Here is a 16992-nt window from a genome sequence, read left to right as displayed (position 1 = left end):
ACGATAACCGCCGCGCGCTCTCCCTCAGCGAACTCGGGCCGTGCGCGCATCCGAGCCGCGTACGCTGAGGGCATGCCGACCGTCGCACTCACGCTGGAGAACTTCGAGCAGACCATCCTCGAGGGGGGAACCGTCTTCGTCGACTTCTGGGCCGGCTGGTGCGGCCCCTGCATGATGTTCGCGCCCCACTACGAGGCCGCCGCAGCGGCGAATCCCGACCTCGTGTTCGCGAAGGTCGACACGGAGGACCAGCAGCAGCTCGCCGCGGCCATGAACATCACGTCGATCCCGACGATCATGGCGTTCAAGGACGGCATCGGCGTCTTCGCGCAGGCCGGTGCGCTGCCGCGCGCCGTGCTCGACGACCTCGTCTCGCAGGTGCGCGCGCTCGACATGGAGCAGGTCCGCGCCCAGCTCGCCGCCGACGAGTCGCAGGCCTCCTAGGCCGCGTCGCCCGGCTCGAGCGCCTCCGCGCCGCTCAGGTCGAGTTCCACGCCGAACGGCCGCGACTCGCCCGTGATCCGCGCGGGCACGCGGAGGTACTCCCCCGCCGCGCCCCGCGTGTCGAGCAGCGCGCCCCATCGTTCCTCGGCGTCGTGCCGGAGGAATCCCGCGTGCCGCGGCCGGTCGCCGCGCTCGGCGCCGCCGACCAGCTCGACGCCGATCCGGTAGCGCATCGACAGCCACCGGCTCGCGCGCGGCACGAGCACGGCGTGCTGGTCGGGTCCGCCGTGGATCCGAGCGAGCTCGATCGCCGCCTGGTGGCGCTGCGCATCCTCCACGTGCACGACCGCCCGGACCTCGCGCTCGGCGCCCGGGGCATCCACGAGCCGGAGGTCGGCGAGGCTCGACAGGTTGCCCCACTGGTCGGGGTTCGCCGGCCGGCGCTCCTGCGCGACCTTCACCGCGATCCACGCCAGGCACGCCGCGATGCCGAGGACGAGCGGCCAGAGCAGCCACGGCGGCGACGAGGGCCGCACGAAGCCCGTGAGCAGCAGCACGACGAGCAGGAGCAGGTACGGGAACGGCTCCCAGCGCAGGAGCGACTTGTAGCGCGGCACGGTTCCACGCTAGCGAACCGGCCGCGCGGGTCCGCTCAGGATGCCGCGTGCGGGGTGCTGCTCGTCGCCGGGGCGTCCGCGGCCGGCACGAGGTCGATCTCGAGCGGCACGGAGGTCTCGGGCTCGGCCCGCCGCTCCATCCGGACGAGGACGATGCCGCCGAGGATCGCCGCGCCGCCGAGCAGTTGCAGCGGGCTCAGGGCCTCGCCGAGGAGGACCCAGCCGATCACCCCGGCGAACACGACCTCGCTGAGGCCGAGGAACGCGGCCAGGCGCGAACCGAGCATGCCGATCGCGGCGATGCCGGCGACGTAGGCGAACGCCGTCGAGACGAGTCCGACGACCAGGAGCGGCACCATCGCCGGCGCGGTGCCGCCGAGGAAGTCGACGTCGCCGAACTCGGCGTGCATGGGCAGGAGCCCGGTCGCGCCGAGGACCGCGAGCGCGATCGCGCCGACCCAGAACCCGGCCGCGACGAGCGCGATGGGCGGCAGCGCATCGCCCGCGCGCTCGCCGAGCGCGTAGTAGACGCAGACGCCGATCATCGCGACGAGCGCGAAGAGCAGTCCGAGCGGGTCGAGGGACCCGCCGCCCGAGCCGACCATTCCCGGGCCGATCACGAGCACGAGTCCGATGATCGCGAGCACCGACCCGGCGAGGACGACCCGCTGCGGGAGGCGGCGCGTGCGCACCCAGGCGAAGAGCACGAGCGCGATCGGCGCGAGGTACTCGATGAGGAGCGTGGTCGAGACCGGGATGCGCTCGAGCGAGGCGTAGAACGCGAACTGCACGCCCGCGACCGCGACGAGTCCGTAGAGGAGCACGATCCACTTCGCCCGCCAGAGGGGGCGCAGGTCGAACTTCAGCGCGACGAGCGCCGGGATCGTGAGGAGCACGGCCGCCACGGCGATGCGCGTGAACACCGCGGCGCCGGGTGTCCACCCGGCCTCGAGCACGGGCTTCACGACCGCGCCGCCCGCGCCGAAGGCGAGCCCGGCCGCGAGGCCGAGCAGGATGCCGAGCATGCCACGCGACGCGCGCACGGCCCACCTCCCCGAGAGTTCGAATCGTCGGCTGCACGTTCGTTCGTCATGAGCGAACACGGCTGACGCTCATGACACTAGCGACGCCGGATGTCACTGGTCAAATGCATTTCACCCATGACATCGGCGCTATGCTCGCCCTGGGAGGCAGGCATGATCTTCACCGACGACACGGTCGCGGCGCTCGGGTTCGTGGCGGCGCTGGGCGACACCGTGCCCGAGGCATCCGAGTCGGGGCGCGACGAACTCGACGCACCCGCCCAGCTCGTCGCCCTGCTCGACCACTGGGGCTACTCGGGCCGCCGCGACGGCGACGAGCGCGAGCTCGCCGAGGTGCGCGAAGCGCGCGACCGCCTTCGGACGATGTGGCGGATGACCCGCGACGAGGCCGTCGACGAGGTCAACCTGGTCCTCGCCGAGGCGAACGCGCTCCCCCGACTGGTCCGCCACGACGACCTCGACTGGCACATCCACGCGACCTCGCTCGACGCGCCGCTCGCTGAGCGGATCCTCGTCGAGGCCGCGATGGCCTTCGTCGACGTGATCCGGGCCGACCAGATGAGCCGGCTCGCCGGGTGCGAGGCCGACGACTGCGCGGGCGTGTTCGTCGACCTGTCGCGGAACGGCTCGAAGCGGTTCTGCTCGACGCGGTGCGGCAATCGGGTCGCCGTGCGGGCGTACCGCGCTCGGGCGGGGGCGTAGGCGGTCGTCGCGGAGGCGCGAGCCGGGGCCGTTCCTAGCCGCAGCCCGCCTCGACGCGCACCATCGCGTCGTAGTCGGCGGGCGCGACGGTGAGGTCGTACGCCGCGAGCACGCCCGCGAACCGGTCGACGTACGCGCACGCGTAGGCGGCCGCGGGCGGCATCCACTCGCCCGGGCCCGAGTCGGACTTCGACTGGTTCGTCGGGCCGTCGACCGCCTGCAGGTTCGCCGGGTCGTTCGCGAACGCGGCACGCAGCTCGGGCGTCCACGCGTCGGCGCCGTGCCGCCAGGCGTACGAGAGCGGCACGACGTGGTCGATCTGGACCGCCTCGGACGTGTCCGGCCCGCGCACGAAGGCGATCACCGCGCCCGTGTACGCGTCGACGAGCCGGCCGGTCCTCACGATGCATCCGTTGCTGTCGGCGCGGAACACGACGTCGACGAGATCGCGGATCAGGACGTCGTTGCGCGTGTCGCACCCGTTGCCGTCGACGTCGGCCCAGGCCGCGCCGAACAGGTCGCGGTCGTACGGGGCCGCAGGATCGCCGTCGGCGACCACGAGGGCCGCCAGCTCGGCGTCCGATGGCGCCGAGCCGGGCGCCGAGCCGGGCGCGACGGGCGCCGCGGACGACCCGGCGGCGCCCTCGCCGGTCTGCGCGAGGATGCCGCGCTCCTGCAGCTCGGGCAGGACGAACCAGACGAAGGCGATGACGAGGACGATCAGGAGGAGCGACGTGCCGGAGAGGCGTCGGGTGCGCGCGGTCGTCGTGCGCCTGCGGCGCGATGGGGGCATCGCACCATCTTGGCGGATGCCGCGGACATCGAGCGCGTGCAGCACCGCGTCGTGACATGACGAAGGCCCCCGACTCCGAGGAGTCGAGGGCCTTCGAGAAGACGACGTACGCCGTGTCAGCGCTGCGCCAGGGCGAACCTAGCGGCGCAGGCCGAGACGCTCGATGAGCGCACGGTAGCGGTTGATGTCGACGTCGGCGAGGTAGCCGAGCAGACGACGACGCTGACCGACCAGGAGGAGCAGGCCACGACGCGAGTGGTGGTCGTGCTTGTGCTCCTTGAGGTGCTCGGTGAGGTCCTTGATCCGCTTGGTGAGGATCGCGATCTGGACCTCGGGGGACCCGGTGTCACCGGGGTGCGTCGCGTACTCTTCGATGATCGCCTTCTTGGTCTCTGCATCCAGTGCCATAGAGGGATCCCCTTCCTTCTCGTTGCGCGCTGCCCTCGGGCGGAATGCCTGGGCTCTCTTGATGCGCGGCCGATTCACGGCAACCTGAAGAGTCTACCAGTGATGGGGTGCGGCCGCGAACCCGGGCGGACCGAGGCCACCACCCGTGATGGCCTCCCAGCTCGGGTTCAGGCTCCACCGAGGTGCCCTCCAGTTTGAGGCATATTATGAAAGGTTGTGCGCGCCCGCCCACATCGCCCGCCGAGAGAGAGCCCGGGATGAGCAACGAGGCACCCACCGAGCAGCACCCGAGCCCCCGCAACCGTCCGCCGGCGGGGACGGCGCGTCGGGGACCGAGGGGCTCCGTCGTCCGGCAACACCGCACGCTCGCAGGGTGAACGGCAGAGGCACGATCGTCTTCGGGAGCATCCTCGCGATGGTGAGCGGCGCACTCAGCGCGGCCTACATCCTTGGGGTCCTCGTCGCCCGCGAGCCGTTCCCCGGACACACGTGGGACGACCTCGAGAAGGCGTTCCCGGGGCGCACGGCCTGAACGTCTTCTACCTCCTCGTGGACATCGCGATCCTCGGGGTCGGCATCTTCTCGGCTGCCAACTCCGGCAGGCCCGAGAAGGGCGCCACCATCCGGACGACGGGCATCCTCGTCCTGGCTGTCCAGATCCTCGAGTTGGTCGCCGGCGCAGCCGTTCTGGGACTTGCTGGGATCCCCGACATGAGCACCTATTCCAGCAGCATCGGTGGATGGGGCATGGGCGTCCTGCTGGCGTTCGGCGGGCATGCCCTGTCGAAGTCGGAAGTCCAGTCGGGGGCCGGATCGAGCGAACCGTCGCACTCACTCGGGCAGGAGGAGCGCCGGCGCCACACGGTCAAGGTTCTGGCGTATGCAGCACTCGGCACTGTCGTGGCCGTTGCAGCCCTGATCATCTTCACGTTCGCGACCGCGGAGCACTGGACGAAGGTCGACGTGCCGGAGCATCCCGCGACCTTCCATACCGAGGAGTACCTCACCGGCGAGTACGACGTGGTCGACGACAAGGCGGATGTCTGCTGGGTCGGTCAGTACTGGACCGACTGCATCAATGCGCACGTCGACGAGTTCAACCATGCGTGCGCGGGCGTCTCGCTGACCTTCTCGGCGAGATTCACGTGCAACGGCTACAGCAGCATGATCGACCGGATGAAGGCAGATGACGACGACGGCTGGGGCACGGTTGCGTCCCTCGGCAGTTACGGGCACCTGAGAAGTTCTGCGGTCACTGCCACCCGCGAGGTCTCGAACAACGACTATCGACCCGAGGTGACCCACGAGGCGGTCTGCTACCTGAGCTTCTTCGGCGAATGCGAATAGCGCTGAAGCGTACGAATCCGGGCTTCGCCGCAGCGCGACTCGTCAGGTCAGGATCTTCCAGAATGAGTCCTTTCGCGTGATCTTGCCGTCACCGTCGAACTCGAGCAGGTCGACGCCGCGCACTTCCAACCGCACCCCGGAGATCGTCGTGCCGGTCAGCGTCCACTCCGAGACCCCGAACCCGTCATCACCGACCCAGTGGCGATCGTCGCCGTAGTGCACATCGGGAATACCGGCGAACCGGGTAGCGAGTCCGGCCCGCACGTCGCGCCTGCCGACATACGCGTCGCCGCGCGGTGCCGCACCCCTGGGCATGTAGAACACGCAGTCGTCGGCGAAGTACCCCATGATCTCGTCGAGGTTGTGCGCGTTGAACGCCCCGAGGAATCCCTCCAGCACTTCACGCGTCACCGACCCCGAAGCAGCATCCGTCCCGGCCATGTCGCCCCCCTCCAGACCCTTGCTCAACGGTAGTGAGCCGATGCCCGCCTTCGCCCGAGTCGTGGACGATCCGACGCCGGCGCCCGGGCGGATCGACACCCCCGCACGGGGGTGTGACTGCGACGACCAGCCTAGATAGTTTGTGAGCACCACTCGTGTTCCCCGGGAAGGGTGCATGCGATGACGCAACGTTCGGCACCGCAGCGGACGGGGAGCCCGCGAACGGCGGGATCATCACCCTCATCGCGGTGGCGATCCTCGGGCTCTTCCTCCTCGTCTGGGCGGTCATCCTCGGCGCCTCGATCGGCGCCGCCATGAATGGGGAGACCGCCGACATCGCGAACGAGTACGTGGTCGCGGCCGGCGCGCTCGGCACGCTCCTCGCGAGCCTCACCTCCGCGGCGATCGGGTCGACGATCGCGGTGGTCAAGACCGAGCAGTCCGGGAAGCAGCGCGAGTCGTTCGCGGCGGCGGTCGAGTGGACCAAGGACGACGACGAGGCATCCGCCGCGCCCATCTTCGAGCCGCAGGGGTTCCGCATCTCCGACGTGTCGGAGCGACTCGGCGGCCGGGTGAAGGCCGCGATCGCGGTCTACCTCCTCGTGGGGATCTCGGTGCTCGTCGTGTGGCTCTTCATCGACGACCTGAGTCCCGGCGTCGTCTCGTCGTTCGCGCTGTCGCTCGTCGGTTGGCTGGTCGGAGCGGCGAGCATCGTGTTCGAGGATGCCCCGCCCACGGGCGGACCGGCACCGACATCGACCCCGGCGCCGGAGCCCACGCCGTGACCGGCGAGAGCTGGACCCGGGCACTGCGCACCCAGGGCAGTCGGCGGCTGCTCGACCTGATCGCGATCGCCGTGCTCGTCGCGTTCATCGCGATCTGGTTCGCCGTCCTCTACCGCTCGCTCGTCGAGGTCGGCCCCAGCGCGCAGACGGACACCCCGGAGTCCCTGAGCGAGGGCCTGACCGCCGCCGCGGGCGCGATCACGACCCTGCTCGCGACGCGGACCGCGTCCGTCCTCGGCTTCACGATCACCGAGTTGCGCGGAGAGAAGCCGAGGCAGGTCACCCCATCGGCGCTGAACGCGAACCTGAACTGGTCGACCAAGGCCGCGATCATCGTCTACGTCATCGTCGGCGTGGCGGTCGTCCTGACCTGGCTCTGGTTGAACGTGGCGGCCCCCGAGGTCGTGACCGCCTACGCGCTCGGACTCCTCGGCTGGCTGGGCGGCGCCGCCGGCGTGGCCTTCGCGACGCGGGCGCCGGCGATGCCGCCGATCCCGCCGACCCCACCGGTGGAAGACTGATTCCCATGCCGTTCCGCACCAAGCGCGTGTACGACCCGGCCGAGGCATCCGATGGCGAGCGGATCCTCGTCGACCGCCTGTGGCCGCGCGGCGTCTCGAAGGAGCGCGCCGAGCTCGACGCGTGGGAGAAGGATGCCGCACCCTCCCCCGCGCTCCGCACCGAGTGGCATCACGCCGAGGACCGGCCGGGCACGTTCGACGCCTTCGCGGCGCGCTACCGGGACGAGCTCGACGAGAATCCCGCGGCGGCCGCACTGCTCGAGCGCGGGCGGGCGGCGGATGCCTCGGGCGAGACGATCACGCTCCTGTTCGGCGCGCGCGACGAGACCCGGAACCACGCGACCGTCCTGCTCGGCTGGCTCGTCGCCCACGGCGCGACTGCCCGCTGACCCCGCCCTCGCCTGCGCGCGTCGAAACCCGCGCCCAATCGCGCTCCCCGGGCCGTGCCGGACACCTGGTCCCCTACCGGACACCGGCATGGACGTGTCCAATGCGCGGCGAGGTGTCCGGTGCGCAGGGGGTGTCCGGCGGGCGGGGAGGGCAGGCAGGCAGGCAGGCAGGCAGGCAGGCAGGCAGGCAGGCCGGGCAGGCAAGGCCGGCGGCGCGACGCGGCGCGGCGCGACGCGACACGGAATAGCCGAGCGCGCAGGACCGTTTCCATGCGTGTGCATGAGTCCGCTCCGATCCCCGTCGACGTCGCGGTGATCGGCGCGGGCCAGGCGGGCCTGTCGGCCGCGTACCACCTGCGCCGGCGCGGGTTCGAGCCCGTCACGCGCGCGGGCGCAGCGGGCGAGCACCCCGAGGATGCCCCGACCTTCGTCGTCCTCGACGGCGAGGATGCCCCGGGCGGCGCATGGCGGCACCGCTGGGCGACCCTTCGGATGGGCACGGTCAACGGCATCCACGAGCTGCCCGGATTCCCCGTGCCGCCGGCCGATCCCGCAGCCTCGGCGCGGGACATCCTGCCGCCCTACTTCGCCGAGTACGAGCGCCGGTTCGACCTCGACGTGCAGCGTCCGGTGCAGGTCCGCGCGGTGCGCCGCGCCGACGACGACCCGCAGGGGCGGCTGCTCGTCGAGACCGAGCGGGACGACGCCGCGACGCCGACCGGCTCGCGCACCTGGGCCGCCCGGTACGTGATCAACTCGACCGGAACGTGGACGCGCCCGTTCCGGCCGTGGATCCCGGGCGCCGACCGGTTCGCGGGCCGCCAGCTGCACGTCGCCGACTACGCCTCGGCCGACGAGTTCGCCGGGCAGCGCGTCGTGATCGTCGGCGCGGGCGTGTCCGCGGTGCAGCTCCTCGATGAGCTCTCGCACGTCGCGGACACCTTCTGGGTGACGCGACGCGAGCCCGAGTGGGTCGAGGAGGACTTCGACGTTCCCGCGCGGGTCGCCGCGATCGCGGGGGTCGAGGCGCGCGTGCGCGAGGGCCTGCCGCCCGGCAGCGTCATCGCGGTGACGGGCATGCACTGGACGCCATGGGCGCGCGCCGCCGACGCGCGCGGCGTGCTCGTGCGGCATCCGATGTTCGCCTCGATCGAGGAGCACGGCGTGCGGATGCCCGATGGCACGTTCGAGCCCGCGGACGCGATCCTCTGGGCGACCGGGTTCCGGCCCGCGGTCTCCCATCTCGCGCCGCTCGGACTGCGGACGCCGCTGGGCGGATTCCGCGTCGCGGACACGCGCTCGCTCGACGACCCGCGGCTGTTCCTGATCGGCTACGGACCGTCGCAGTCGACGGTCGGCGCGAATCGGGCGGGCCGCGACGCCGTGCGGTGGATCGCGGCGGAGCGGCGCGCGGCCGGTGAGCACGCGGCCTGACGCGAGGCGGCCGTCGCGGATGGTCTCGAGACGCGTCGGCTCCGCCGGCGCTCCTCGACCACCGGGGCTCCTCGACCACCGGGGCTCAGAACGTCGTGATCCCCCGCGAGCGGAACTGCTCGCGCACGCGCTCGACGAGCTCGGGCTCGGGCGAGCGCGTGTCGTCGAGCTGGTACTCGCGCCCGAGCCGCTCCCACTTCGACCGGCCGAGCTGGTGGAACGGCAGGACCTCGAGCCGCTCGACGTTCGTCCAGGGCGCCACGATGTCGGCCGCGGCCTCGACGTTGTCCCACCCGTCGGTGAGGCCCGGCACGAGCACGAAGCGGACCCACACCGGGTTGCCGTTCGCGTGCAGCCGGTTGCCGAAGTCGATCGTCGGCTGGAGGGACCGCGTGGTCGTCCGCTGGTAGTCCGACTCGAGGCCCGACTTCACGTCGAGCAGCACCAGGCTGGTGTGGTCGAGCAGGTCGTCGCTCGCTCCGGCTCCGAGGAAGCCGGACGTGTCGAGCGCGGTGTGGATGCCCCGCGCCGCGCACTCGGCGAACAGCCGTTCGACGAACTTCGGCTGCAGGAGCGGCTCGCCGCCGCTCACGGTGACCCCGCCGCCGGTCGCCCGGAACACGCCCTCGTAGCGGGAGATGCGCGTCACGATGTCCGTCAGCGCCACGGGGGTGCCGTCACGGGTCATCCACGTGTCGGGGTTCTGGCAGTACAGGCAGCGCAGCGGACACCCGGAGAGGAAGATCGTCATCCGGGTGCCCGGGCCGTCCGCACCCGTGGCGAGGTCCCACGAATGCACCATCCCGATCTCCCCGGCGCGCCGGGCGCGGAACTCCGCCTCCCGGTCCTCGTCGACCATCGGCATGCCGAGTTCGACGAGGGCGTGGGCGTTCGCCTCGAGCTTCGAGGAGATCGGGGGCATCCGCGGGCCTAGCGCTCGTGGAAGGTGCGGTTGAGGACGTCGAGCTGCTGCTCGCGGGTCAGGCGGACGAAGTTCACCGCGTAGCCCGAGACCCGGATGGTGAGCTGCGGGTACAGCTCCGGGTGCTCCATGGCGTCCATGAGCGTCTCGCGCTGGAGCACGTTGACGTTCATGTGGTAGCCGCTCGCCCCGAAGTAGGCGTCGAGGATGCCGGCCAGGTTGGTCGACTGCTCGTCCGCGGTCCGGCCGAGGCCCGACGGGAGGATCGTGCTCGTGAGCGAGATGCCGTCCTGCGACTGGCGGTACGGGAGCTTCGCGACCGACAGCGCCGAGGCGAGCATGCCGTGGGTGTCGCGGCCGTTCATCGGGTTGGCACCCGGGGAGAACGGCTCGCCCGCGCGGCGGCCGTCGGGCGTGTTGCCGGTGGCCTTGCCGTAGACGACGTTCGAGGTGATCGTGAGCACCGACTGCGTCGGAACGGCGTTCCGGTAGGTCGGGTGGCTGCGGATCTTCGCCATGAACGCCTCGACCAGGCCGACCGCGATCGCGTCGGCACGGTCGTCGTCGTTGCCGTACGTCGGGAACTCGCCCTCGGTCACGTAGTCGACGACCACGCCGCGCTCGTCGACGACGGGCGTGACGGTCGCGTACTTGATGGCCGACAGCGAGTCGGTCGCGACCGCGAGGCCGGCGATGCCGCACGCCATGGTGCGCAGCACCTCCTTGTCGTGGAGGGCCATCTCGATGCGCTCGTACGCGTACTTGTCGTGCATGTAGTGGATGACGTTGAGCGCCTCGACGTAAGTCGCGGCGAGCCAGTCCATGGTCTGGTCGAACCGGGCGTACACGTCGTCGTAGTCGAGCGGCTTGCCCGCCTCGACCGGCGCGAACGCCGGGGCGACCTGCTTGCCGCTGACCTCGTCGCGTCCGCCGTTGATGGCGTAGAGGAGGGTCTTCGCGAGGTTCACGCGCGCTCCGAAGAACTGCATCTGCTTGCCGACGGCCATCGGCGAGACGCAGCACGCGATCGCCGCGTCGTCGCCCCAGGCGGTGCGGATGTGCTCGTCGGACTCGTACTGGACCGCCGAGGTGTCGATCGACACCTTCGCGGCGAACTCCTTGAATCCCTGCGGCAGGTCCGGGCTCCAGAACACGGTCATGTTCGGCTCGGGCGCCGGCCCGAGGTTGTAGAGGGTCTGGAGCATCCGGAACGAGTTCTTGGTGACCAGCGTGCGCCGGTCCTCGCCCATGCCGCCGATCGACTCGGTGACCCAGGTCGGGTCGCCCGAGAACAGCTCGTCGTACTCGGGGGTGCGCAGGAACCGGACGATCCGCAGCTTGATGACGAAGTCGTCGACGAGCTCCTGAGCGAACTCCTCGGTGATCGTGCCCTCGGCGAAGTCGCGCTCGACGTAGACGTCGAGGAAGGTCGAGATGCGACCGATCGACATCGCCGCGCCGTTCTGCTCCTTCACCGCGGCGAGGTAGCCGAAGTACAGCCACTGGACCGCCTCCTGCGCGGTCTCGGCGGGGCGGCCGATGTCGAAGCCGTAGCCGGCCGCCATCTCCTTCAGCTCGGCGAGCGCGCGCAGCTGCTCGGCGTGCTCCTCGCGAGCCCGCACGACGTCCTCGGTGAAGGGCGTGGTGTCGAGGATCAGCTTGTCGGCCTTCTTGGCCGCGATGAGCGCGTCGACGCCGTAGAGCGCGACACGGCGGTAGTCGCCGATGATGCGGCCGCGGCCGTAGGCGTCGGGCAGGCCGGTGATGATGTGCGAGCTGCGGGCCGCGCGGACCGCCGGGGTGTACCCGTCGAAGACGCCCTGGTTGTGGGTCTTCCGGTATTGCGTGTAGACGGTGCGGAGGGTGTCGTCGACCTCGTAGCCGTAGGTCTGGAGGGCACCCTCGACCATGCGCCAGCCGCCGTTGGGCATGATGGCGCGCTTGAGCGGGGCATCCGTCTGGAGCCCGACGACCAGTTCCTGGTCGCGGTCGATGTAGCCGGGTGCGAAGGCGGTGATGCCGGCGGGCGTGTGCGGGTCGACGTCGTAGACGCCCTTCTCGCGCTCCTCCGGGAACATGCCGCTGAGCTTGCCCCAGATGGCGCTCGTGCGCTCGGTCGCGCCGGCGAGGAACGACGCGTCGCCCTCGTACGGCGTGTAGTTGCGCTGGATGAAGTCGCGCACCTCGATGCGGTCCTGCCAGGGTCCGGATGCGAACCCTCGCCAGGCCCGTCCGTGCGGGTCGTCCAGGTCGAGGCTCCGCTCGGCACCGGTCTGCAGCGTCATGTCCCACTCCTCAGCGAATCTCTTCGTCCGCTCGTTCCTGTCGGGCGGACACGGAGGGGCCATCGGCCGGCTGTTCGCCGCCCGGTCCTTCCCCCCGCGTTCCACGGTACGCCCGTCGTGCCGCGCGGTCGAGAAGTCTGTGGTCTGACCACAGCGGACCGGCATTTTCGACCCGATCTTTGTGGTCTGACCACAAAGCCCCCGGGCGTGCCCCGGCTCAGGGCGCGAACGGGAAGATCGCCGGCCAGCCGTTGTGCGCGTAGACGATGACGCAGAACACGATCGCGTCGAACGCGAGGTGGACGACGAGCACGTACGTGAGCGACTTCGTCAGCTTGAACGTGTACCCCTGCACGAGCGCGAACGGAATCGTGAGCAGCGGCCCCCACGACCGGTAGCCGAGCTCCCAGAGGAACGAGACGAACACCACGGCCTGCAGCGCGTTCGCCTGCCAGGTCGGGAAGTGACGCCGCAGCAGCGCGAACACCGTGCAGACGAAGAACAGCTCGTCCCACGTGCCGACCGCGTTCACGCCCACGAACAGGCGCGCGATCTCGCTCGGCTCGGTCACGGTCGGCCAGTTCTGGTAGACGCCCGACGAGATGAAGTAGAACGGCAGGATGACCCAACCGGCGCCCACCACCGCGACGAGGTAGATCCACTGCGTGCGCGTCCACCGCCGCCCGGTGCGCCACGGGAACACGATGACGTGGTCGCGGTAGACGAACCGCGAGATGAGGAACGGCACCGCGACCGCGGCCCCGAGCACGAGCGCGAAGCGCACCATCGCCGGCCACGTGATGTCGGCCGCGAGCGGCATCGTCGAGATGATCGCCTGGCCGAGCGCGATGAGCAGCAGGTCGGGAGCGAGGCGGCTCGTGCGGCCCGAGCGGTCGCACAGCCAGGCCGCGACGAGTCCCGCCGCGAGCATCGCGTAGCCGAGCACGGGCACGAGGAACCCGAACAGGGCGACCGCGGCCCCGCACACGAGCACGGCCGGGACGAGCGCGATCGGATGGGTGCGCACGGGGTCGGTGTCCACCCGCGCGGCGGGTGCGGTCTCTGGCACGGTGCCAGCCTGCCATGCGCCGTCCTCCCCCGCTCGTCGGCGGTCCGTGCCAGCATCGAGCCATGACCTCGACGCAGCGGGTGACCCACGCCATCGTCCCCCCGTACCTGCTCGCCCGCATCGCGGAGGCCGGCTCCTACCGGTTCCCCATCGCCGCCGACGCGGCGCGCCGCTCGCTCCTGCGCGATGAACCGGTCCGCGAACAGCGGCTGCTCGGGGACCGCCCGCCGTCGGCGCTGCCGGATGCGGCATCCTCCCCCGACCGCCGCATCTCGGACGCGGGCGGCCGCGCCACCCTGCCCGGCAAGCTGGTCCGCCGCGAGGGCCAGCCGGCCACCGGTGACGACGCTGTCGACGAGGCGTACGACGGCCTCGGCGACACCCACCGCATGTTCGACCGCGTGTTCGGCCGCGACTCGATCGACGGCGAGGGCATGCCGCTCGAGGCGACCGTCCACTACGGCGATCGCTACGACAACGCGTTCTGGGACGGCGAGCGGATGGTCTTCGGCGACGGCGACGGCGAGGTGTTCACGGGCTTCACGAACTCGCTCAGCGTGATCGGCCATGAACTCGCGCACGGCGTCACCGAGCGCACCGCGAACCTGCGCTACCAGGGGCAGTCGGGCGCGCTCAACGAGCACGTGTCCGACGTGTTCGGCGCGCTCGTCGAGCAGTACGCGCTCGGGCAGGACGCCGAGGCCGCCACCTGGCTCATCGGCGAGGACATCTTCACGCCCGAGGTCCAGGGCCGGGCGCTCCGGGACATGCTGCACCCGGGCACCGCGTACGACGACGACGTCCTCGGCGCCGACCCGCAGCCCGCCCGCTTCCGCGACTTCATCACGACCGAGGAGGACAACGGCGGCGTCCACCTGAACTCGGGCATCCCGAATCGCGCGTTCGCGCTCGCGGCGACCGAGCTCGGCGGGTTCGTCTGGGAGCACGTCGGCCGCATCTGGTACGACACGCTCACCTCGGGCCGCCTCGGCACGGATGCCACGTTCGCCGAGTTCGCCGCCGAGACCCTCCGCTCGGCGGGCACGCGCTTCGGCGAGGGCTCGCGCGAGCAGCAGGCGGTCCGACACGGCTGGGAGGAGGTCGGCGTCGAGCCGGAGTAGCATCACCGCCATGGACGTCATCGTCTCCCGGAGCGGGGGGATCGCGGGCATCCGGCTCGTCTGGGAGGTCTCGGTCGACGACCAGCCCGACCGCGACGACTGGGTCGTGCTGCTGGCCGGGATCCCGTGGACGGCCGTGCCGCCCGCACCCCCGGAGCCGGATCGGTTCGTCTACCGGATCGTGTGCGAGCCGCACGAGGCGACGCTCGCCGAGCGGCAGCTCATCGGGCCGTGGCGGCAGCTCGTCGATCGCGTGCGCGAGACGACGGACCCGCGCCGCGCAGGGCCCGCACGACCCCGATCGTGATCAGCGCCTGCGCGCCGAGGTAGGTCGACATCACCACGAGGTCGTGGAGGGCGAACTCGTAGCCCGGCAGGAACCGGCCGAGCGCGAGCACCGAGTCGGAGACCACGAACAGCGCACCGCCGATCGCGACGAGCGGCCCGCGTGCGGCGGCGAGCGCCGCCATCGTCCCGAGCACCGCGCCGTAGACTGCGACGGGCACGAGGAGCGCGCCGAGGTGCGGGGCGAGCAGCGCCAGGAAGCCCGCGTACCAGGCCGCGTAGACGAGCGTCCAGCCGGGAGGCCGGCGCCGGCCGAGCCCGTGGCCGCCGAGCCGGAGGAACAGCACCACGTACGCCAGGTGGGCGGCGAGGAAGGCGAGGAGCCCGGGCACGAACCATCCGTCGACGCTCAGCAGTACGTCGCCGAGCCACGAGGCCGCCAGCGCGGCGAGCAGCAGCAGCACCGGGGCGTCGCGTCGCGGACGTACGGCGACGACCGCCGCGGCAACGAGCAGCGGCACCAGCAGCGCCTTGGTCAGGGTGATCGCCCAGCCGGGGCCGGTCTGCAGCAGCACCAGGTGGATCAGGGAGAGGGCGGCGTACGACCACAGCAGTCGTCGGGCTCCAGGGCTCACGTCGTCGTGTCCTTCGGGGATCAGGAGGGGAGGCGATCATCATACGAGGCGCACCCGGCGAGCCCCCGCGGGCGGACTGCGGTAACCGGGCGAAATGTTTCGCAGCGGCGACCAGCGGTGCGCTAGCTTTCGGATTCGAGCGCTTCTGAGAGCGCTCTCTCCGTTTCTGTACCCCCGAAGAAAGCGTGCGGACATGACCGATTTCCCCGAACTCTCCAAGTGGCTCCAGGCGCTGCCCGAGACCTTCGAGACCAAGAAGAAGCTCTTCGGCAAGACCGTCATCCACAAGCCCTCGGGCGAGAAGGTCATCGAGGGATTCCGCTACTTCCGTTCGAGCATCGACGAGGTCATCGCGGCGTTCGAGAGCGGGGACCTCGCCGCCGCACAGAACCTCGAGTACGCCTACGACGAGGACGGCGACGTCGACACCAGCTCGGTCGCCCTGCTGCTGGCCTACACGAAGAGCGGCGCGTTCCTCGCCGCCCAGCCCCAGGAGTACCAGGAGTACGTGCCGGTGCTGGTGCGCGAGCCGCGCTTCTTCCCCGGTTCGACCGCGCTGGTCGAAGAGCTCGACCAGACCAGCTGAACGCCGGTTCGAACGCGCGGTGTCGTCCCCTCCGGGGCGGCACCGCGGTCGTTTGAGCCGCCCCGGTCCGGTGCGCCAGACTGAGCGCCATGCCCGCCGCGCTTCCACCCGAGCCGACCCCCGCCGAGTACCTCGAGCACCGCCGGTCGGCGCACATCGCGGGCACCGCGCCGTCGCTGATCGCGATGCTCGGCCCGGCATTCGGGTCCGCCGCGCTCGCGGCGGTCGGCGTGTTCGCGTTCGCCCTCCTCGGAGGGACCCTGATCGGGTTCCTCGGCGCCGACCCGAACCCGTTCTTCACGTTCGCGCTGGTCGCGGCCATCCTCACGTTCCCCGGCGTCCTGGTGTTCAGCGCCGTCGCGACCCGTCGCCGGCTGCTCGACCGGCGCCTCCGGATCGACCGGTTCGCCGCGTCGCAGGGCTACGCCTACGCCGAGGGCGGCACGGTCCGGTTCCCGGGGATCGTCTTCGCCCAGGGCGGCGGCCGCACGGTCACCGAGCACGTCCGCTCGGTCGCCGGGCGCGAGGTCGAGGCGGGCAACTACCGGTACACGACCGGCAACGGGAAGAGCGAGACCACGCACTTCTGGAGCTACGTCGCGATCCGCCTCGACGCCCCGCTCCCCCACATGGTGCTCGACGCGACCTCGAACGACACCTGGGGAAGCAGCCTGCCGACCGCGATCGGCCGCGCGCAGCGGCTCGAGCTCGAGGGCGACTTCGACCGCTCGTTCCGCCTGTACGTGCCCGACGGGTACGAGCGCGACGCGCTGTACGTCTTCACGCCCGACCTCATGGCGCTCCTCATCGACCACGCCGCGCAGGACGACCTCGAGATCGTCGACGACTGGATGCTCTGCTACCGGCAGGGCACGGCGGACCTCGCGGACCGTCGGTGGTGGGCGCAGCTCGGCGCACTCACGTCGACCGTTGCCGACCGGCTCGCCGACCGCGGCGAGCGCTACCGCGACGAGCGCGTGGCCGAGAACCTCCGCGCCGCCGAGGCGCACTTCGCAGGCGTGGACGCGCCCGCCCCGCGGATCGCGACCGGCGGTCGGCGGCTGCGGACGCGCCTGCCGCTCCCGACCCTGCTTGGCGGGATCGGCTTCGTCGCGCTCGCGGCGTGGTTCTGGCTGTCCGACATGTTCGGGTGGTGACGCGGGCG

Annotated in this window: 21 protein-coding genes; 12 read left to right on the top strand and 9 right to left on the bottom strand. The window is 71.3% G+C overall.

What is annotated here, in order from left to right; genetic code table 11:
* Window positions 1–72: 72 nt before the first annotated feature.
* On the top strand, window positions 73–444 hold the full coding sequence (gene trxA, locus ACDF64_RS12140; protein WP_394551610.1) for a thioredoxin: 372 nt from the start codon (window positions 73–75) through the stop codon (window positions 442–444).
* Here the strand turns inward: trxA and ACDF64_RS12135 are convergent.
* Window positions 441–1061 carry a hypothetical protein gene (locus ACDF64_RS12135; protein ID WP_394551609.1) on the bottom strand — a complete coding sequence of 207 codons (621 nt, stop codon included), beginning with the start codon at window positions 1059–1061 and terminating at the stop codon, window positions 441–443. The two genes, trxA and ACDF64_RS12135, sit on opposite strands and share 4 nt — an antisense overlap.
* A 35-nt stretch (window positions 1062–1096) precedes the next feature.
* Entirely contained in the window at window positions 1097–2104 is a 1008-nt protein-coding gene (locus ACDF64_RS12130) for an EamA family transporter (RefSeq protein WP_394551608.1), read from the bottom strand.
* Between the two features lie 153 nt (window positions 2105–2257).
* Here ACDF64_RS12130 and ACDF64_RS12125 point away from each other — a divergent pair, with 153 nt between their 5' ends.
* Window positions 2258–2806, top strand: coding sequence for a CGNR zinc finger domain-containing protein (locus ACDF64_RS12125; RefSeq protein WP_394551607.1), 549 nt, complete (start codon window positions 2258–2260; stop codon window positions 2804–2806).
* Window positions 2807–2840: 34 nt separating this feature from the next.
* Here the strand turns inward: ACDF64_RS12125 and ACDF64_RS12120 are convergent, their stop codons facing one another.
* Complete coding sequence (locus ACDF64_RS12120) at window positions 2841–3599, bottom strand: HNH endonuclease family protein (RefSeq protein ID WP_394551606.1); 759 nt, start codon at window positions 3597–3599, stop codon at window positions 2841–2843.
* Window positions 3600–3737: 138 nt separating this feature from the next.
* Window positions 3738–4007, bottom strand: coding sequence for a 30S ribosomal protein S15 (gene rpsO, locus ACDF64_RS12115; RefSeq protein WP_243556714.1), 270 nt, complete (start codon window positions 4005–4007; stop codon window positions 3738–3740).
* A gap of 373 nt (window positions 4008–4380) precedes the next feature.
* Between rpsO and ACDF64_RS12110 the strand changes: the two genes are divergently transcribed.
* Both ACDF64_RS12110 and ACDF64_RS12105 read left to right on the top strand, forming a co-directional pair.
* On the top strand, window positions 4381–4539 hold the full coding sequence (locus tag ACDF64_RS12110; RefSeq protein WP_394551605.1) for a hypothetical protein: 159 nt from the start codon (window positions 4381–4383) through the stop codon (window positions 4537–4539).
* A 17-nt stretch (window positions 4540–4556) separates the two neighbouring features.
* Window positions 4557–5354 (top strand): hypothetical protein, encoded by a 798-nt coding sequence (locus ACDF64_RS12105; protein WP_394551604.1) that lies wholly within the window; start codon window positions 4557–4559, stop codon window positions 5352–5354.
* A 42-nt stretch (window positions 5355–5396) separates the two neighbouring features.
* Here the strand turns inward: ACDF64_RS12105 and ACDF64_RS12100 are convergent, their stop codons facing one another.
* Window positions 5397–5795: a nuclear transport factor 2 family protein gene (locus ACDF64_RS12100; protein WP_394551603.1), complete on the bottom strand. Its 399-nt coding sequence runs from the start codon at window positions 5793–5795 to the stop codon at window positions 5397–5399.
* Between the two features lie 248 nt (window positions 5796–6043).
* Between ACDF64_RS12100 and ACDF64_RS12095 the strand changes: the two genes are divergently transcribed.
* The 4 genes from ACDF64_RS12095 (at window position 6044) to ACDF64_RS12080 (ending at window position 8924) form a co-directional block, all read left to right on the top strand.
* Window positions 6044–6580 (top strand): hypothetical protein, encoded by a 537-nt coding sequence (locus ACDF64_RS12095; protein ID WP_394551602.1) that lies wholly within the window; start codon window positions 6044–6046, stop codon window positions 6578–6580.
* Window positions 6577–7101 (top strand): hypothetical protein, encoded by a 525-nt coding sequence (locus ACDF64_RS12090; protein ID WP_394551601.1) that lies wholly within the window; start codon window positions 6577–6579, stop codon window positions 7099–7101. Before ACDF64_RS12095 ends, ACDF64_RS12090 begins: the two co-directional genes overlap by 4 nt.
* Before the next feature lie 5 nt (window positions 7102–7106).
* Window positions 7107–7490 carry a DUF488 domain-containing protein gene (locus ACDF64_RS12085; protein ID WP_394551600.1) on the top strand — a complete coding sequence of 128 codons (384 nt, stop codon included), beginning with the start codon at window positions 7107–7109 and terminating at the stop codon, window positions 7488–7490.
* Between the two features lie 270 nt (window positions 7491–7760).
* On the top strand, window positions 7761–8924 hold the full coding sequence (locus ACDF64_RS12080; protein ID WP_394551599.1) for an FAD-dependent oxidoreductase: 1164 nt from the start codon (window positions 7761–7763) through the stop codon (window positions 8922–8924).
* Window positions 8925–9009: 85 nt separating this feature from the next.
* Here the strand turns inward: ACDF64_RS12080 and pflA are convergent, their stop codons facing one another.
* The 3 genes from pflA to ACDF64_RS12065 all read right to left on the bottom strand — a co-directional run bounded on the left by pflA (window position 9010) and on the right by ACDF64_RS12065 (window position 13200).
* Window positions 9010–9846: a pyruvate formate-lyase-activating protein gene (gene pflA, locus ACDF64_RS12075; protein ID WP_394551598.1), complete on the bottom strand. Its 837-nt coding sequence runs from the start codon at window positions 9844–9846 to the stop codon at window positions 9010–9012.
* An 8-nt stretch (window positions 9847–9854) separates the two neighbouring features.
* Complete coding sequence (gene pflB / locus ACDF64_RS12070) at window positions 9855–12131, bottom strand: formate C-acetyltransferase (protein ID WP_394551597.1); 2277 nt, start codon at window positions 12129–12131, stop codon at window positions 9855–9857.
* Window positions 12132–12348: 217 nt separating this feature from the next.
* Window positions 12349–13200, bottom strand: a complete 852-nt coding sequence (locus tag ACDF64_RS12065) for a type II CAAX prenyl endopeptidase Rce1 family protein (RefSeq protein WP_394551596.1) — start codon at window positions 13198–13200, stop codon at window positions 12349–12351.
* A gap of 62 nt (window positions 13201–13262) precedes the next feature.
* Here ACDF64_RS12065 and ACDF64_RS12060 point away from each other — a divergent pair, with 62 nt between their 5' ends.
* Together ACDF64_RS12060 and ACDF64_RS12055 are read left to right on the top strand one after the other, a co-directional pair.
* Window positions 13263–14321 carry a M4 family metallopeptidase gene (locus tag ACDF64_RS12060; protein WP_394551595.1) on the top strand — a complete coding sequence of 353 codons (1059 nt, stop codon included), beginning with the start codon at window positions 13263–13265 and terminating at the stop codon, window positions 14319–14321.
* A 10-nt stretch (window positions 14322–14331) separates the two neighbouring features.
* On the top strand, window positions 14332–14628 hold the full coding sequence (locus tag ACDF64_RS12055; RefSeq protein WP_394551594.1) for a protealysin inhibitor emfourin: 297 nt from the start codon (window positions 14332–14334) through the stop codon (window positions 14626–14628).
* Here the strand turns inward: ACDF64_RS12055 and ACDF64_RS12050 are convergent.
* The gene (locus tag ACDF64_RS12050; RefSeq protein WP_394551593.1) at window positions 14543–15241 is read right to left on the bottom strand and encodes a lysoplasmalogenase; all 699 of its coding nucleotides are present in this window, start codon (window positions 15239–15241) and stop codon (window positions 14543–14545) included. The genes ACDF64_RS12055 and ACDF64_RS12050 overlap by 86 nt on opposite strands.
* Before the next feature lie 193 nt (window positions 15242–15434).
* Here ACDF64_RS12050 and ACDF64_RS12045 point away from each other — a divergent pair, with 193 nt between their 5' ends.
* Together ACDF64_RS12045 and ACDF64_RS12040 are read left to right on the top strand one after the other, a co-directional pair.
* Window positions 15435–15827, top strand: a complete 393-nt coding sequence (locus ACDF64_RS12045; RefSeq protein WP_394551592.1) for a hypothetical protein — start codon at window positions 15435–15437, stop codon at window positions 15825–15827.
* An 89-nt stretch (window positions 15828–15916) separates the two neighbouring features.
* On the top strand, window positions 15917–16984 hold the full coding sequence (locus tag ACDF64_RS12040) for a hypothetical protein (RefSeq protein ID WP_394551591.1): 1068 nt from the start codon (window positions 15917–15919) through the stop codon (window positions 16982–16984).
* The last annotated feature ends 8 nt before the right edge of the window (window positions 16985–16992 follow it).

This window comes from Agromyces sp. MMS24-JH15, assembly GCF_043518605.1.
In the GTDB taxonomy this organism is placed as follows: Bacteria; Actinomycetota; Actinomycetes; order Actinomycetales; family Microbacteriaceae; genus Agromyces.
This window is presented reverse-complemented; position numbering and strand designations above follow the sequence as displayed.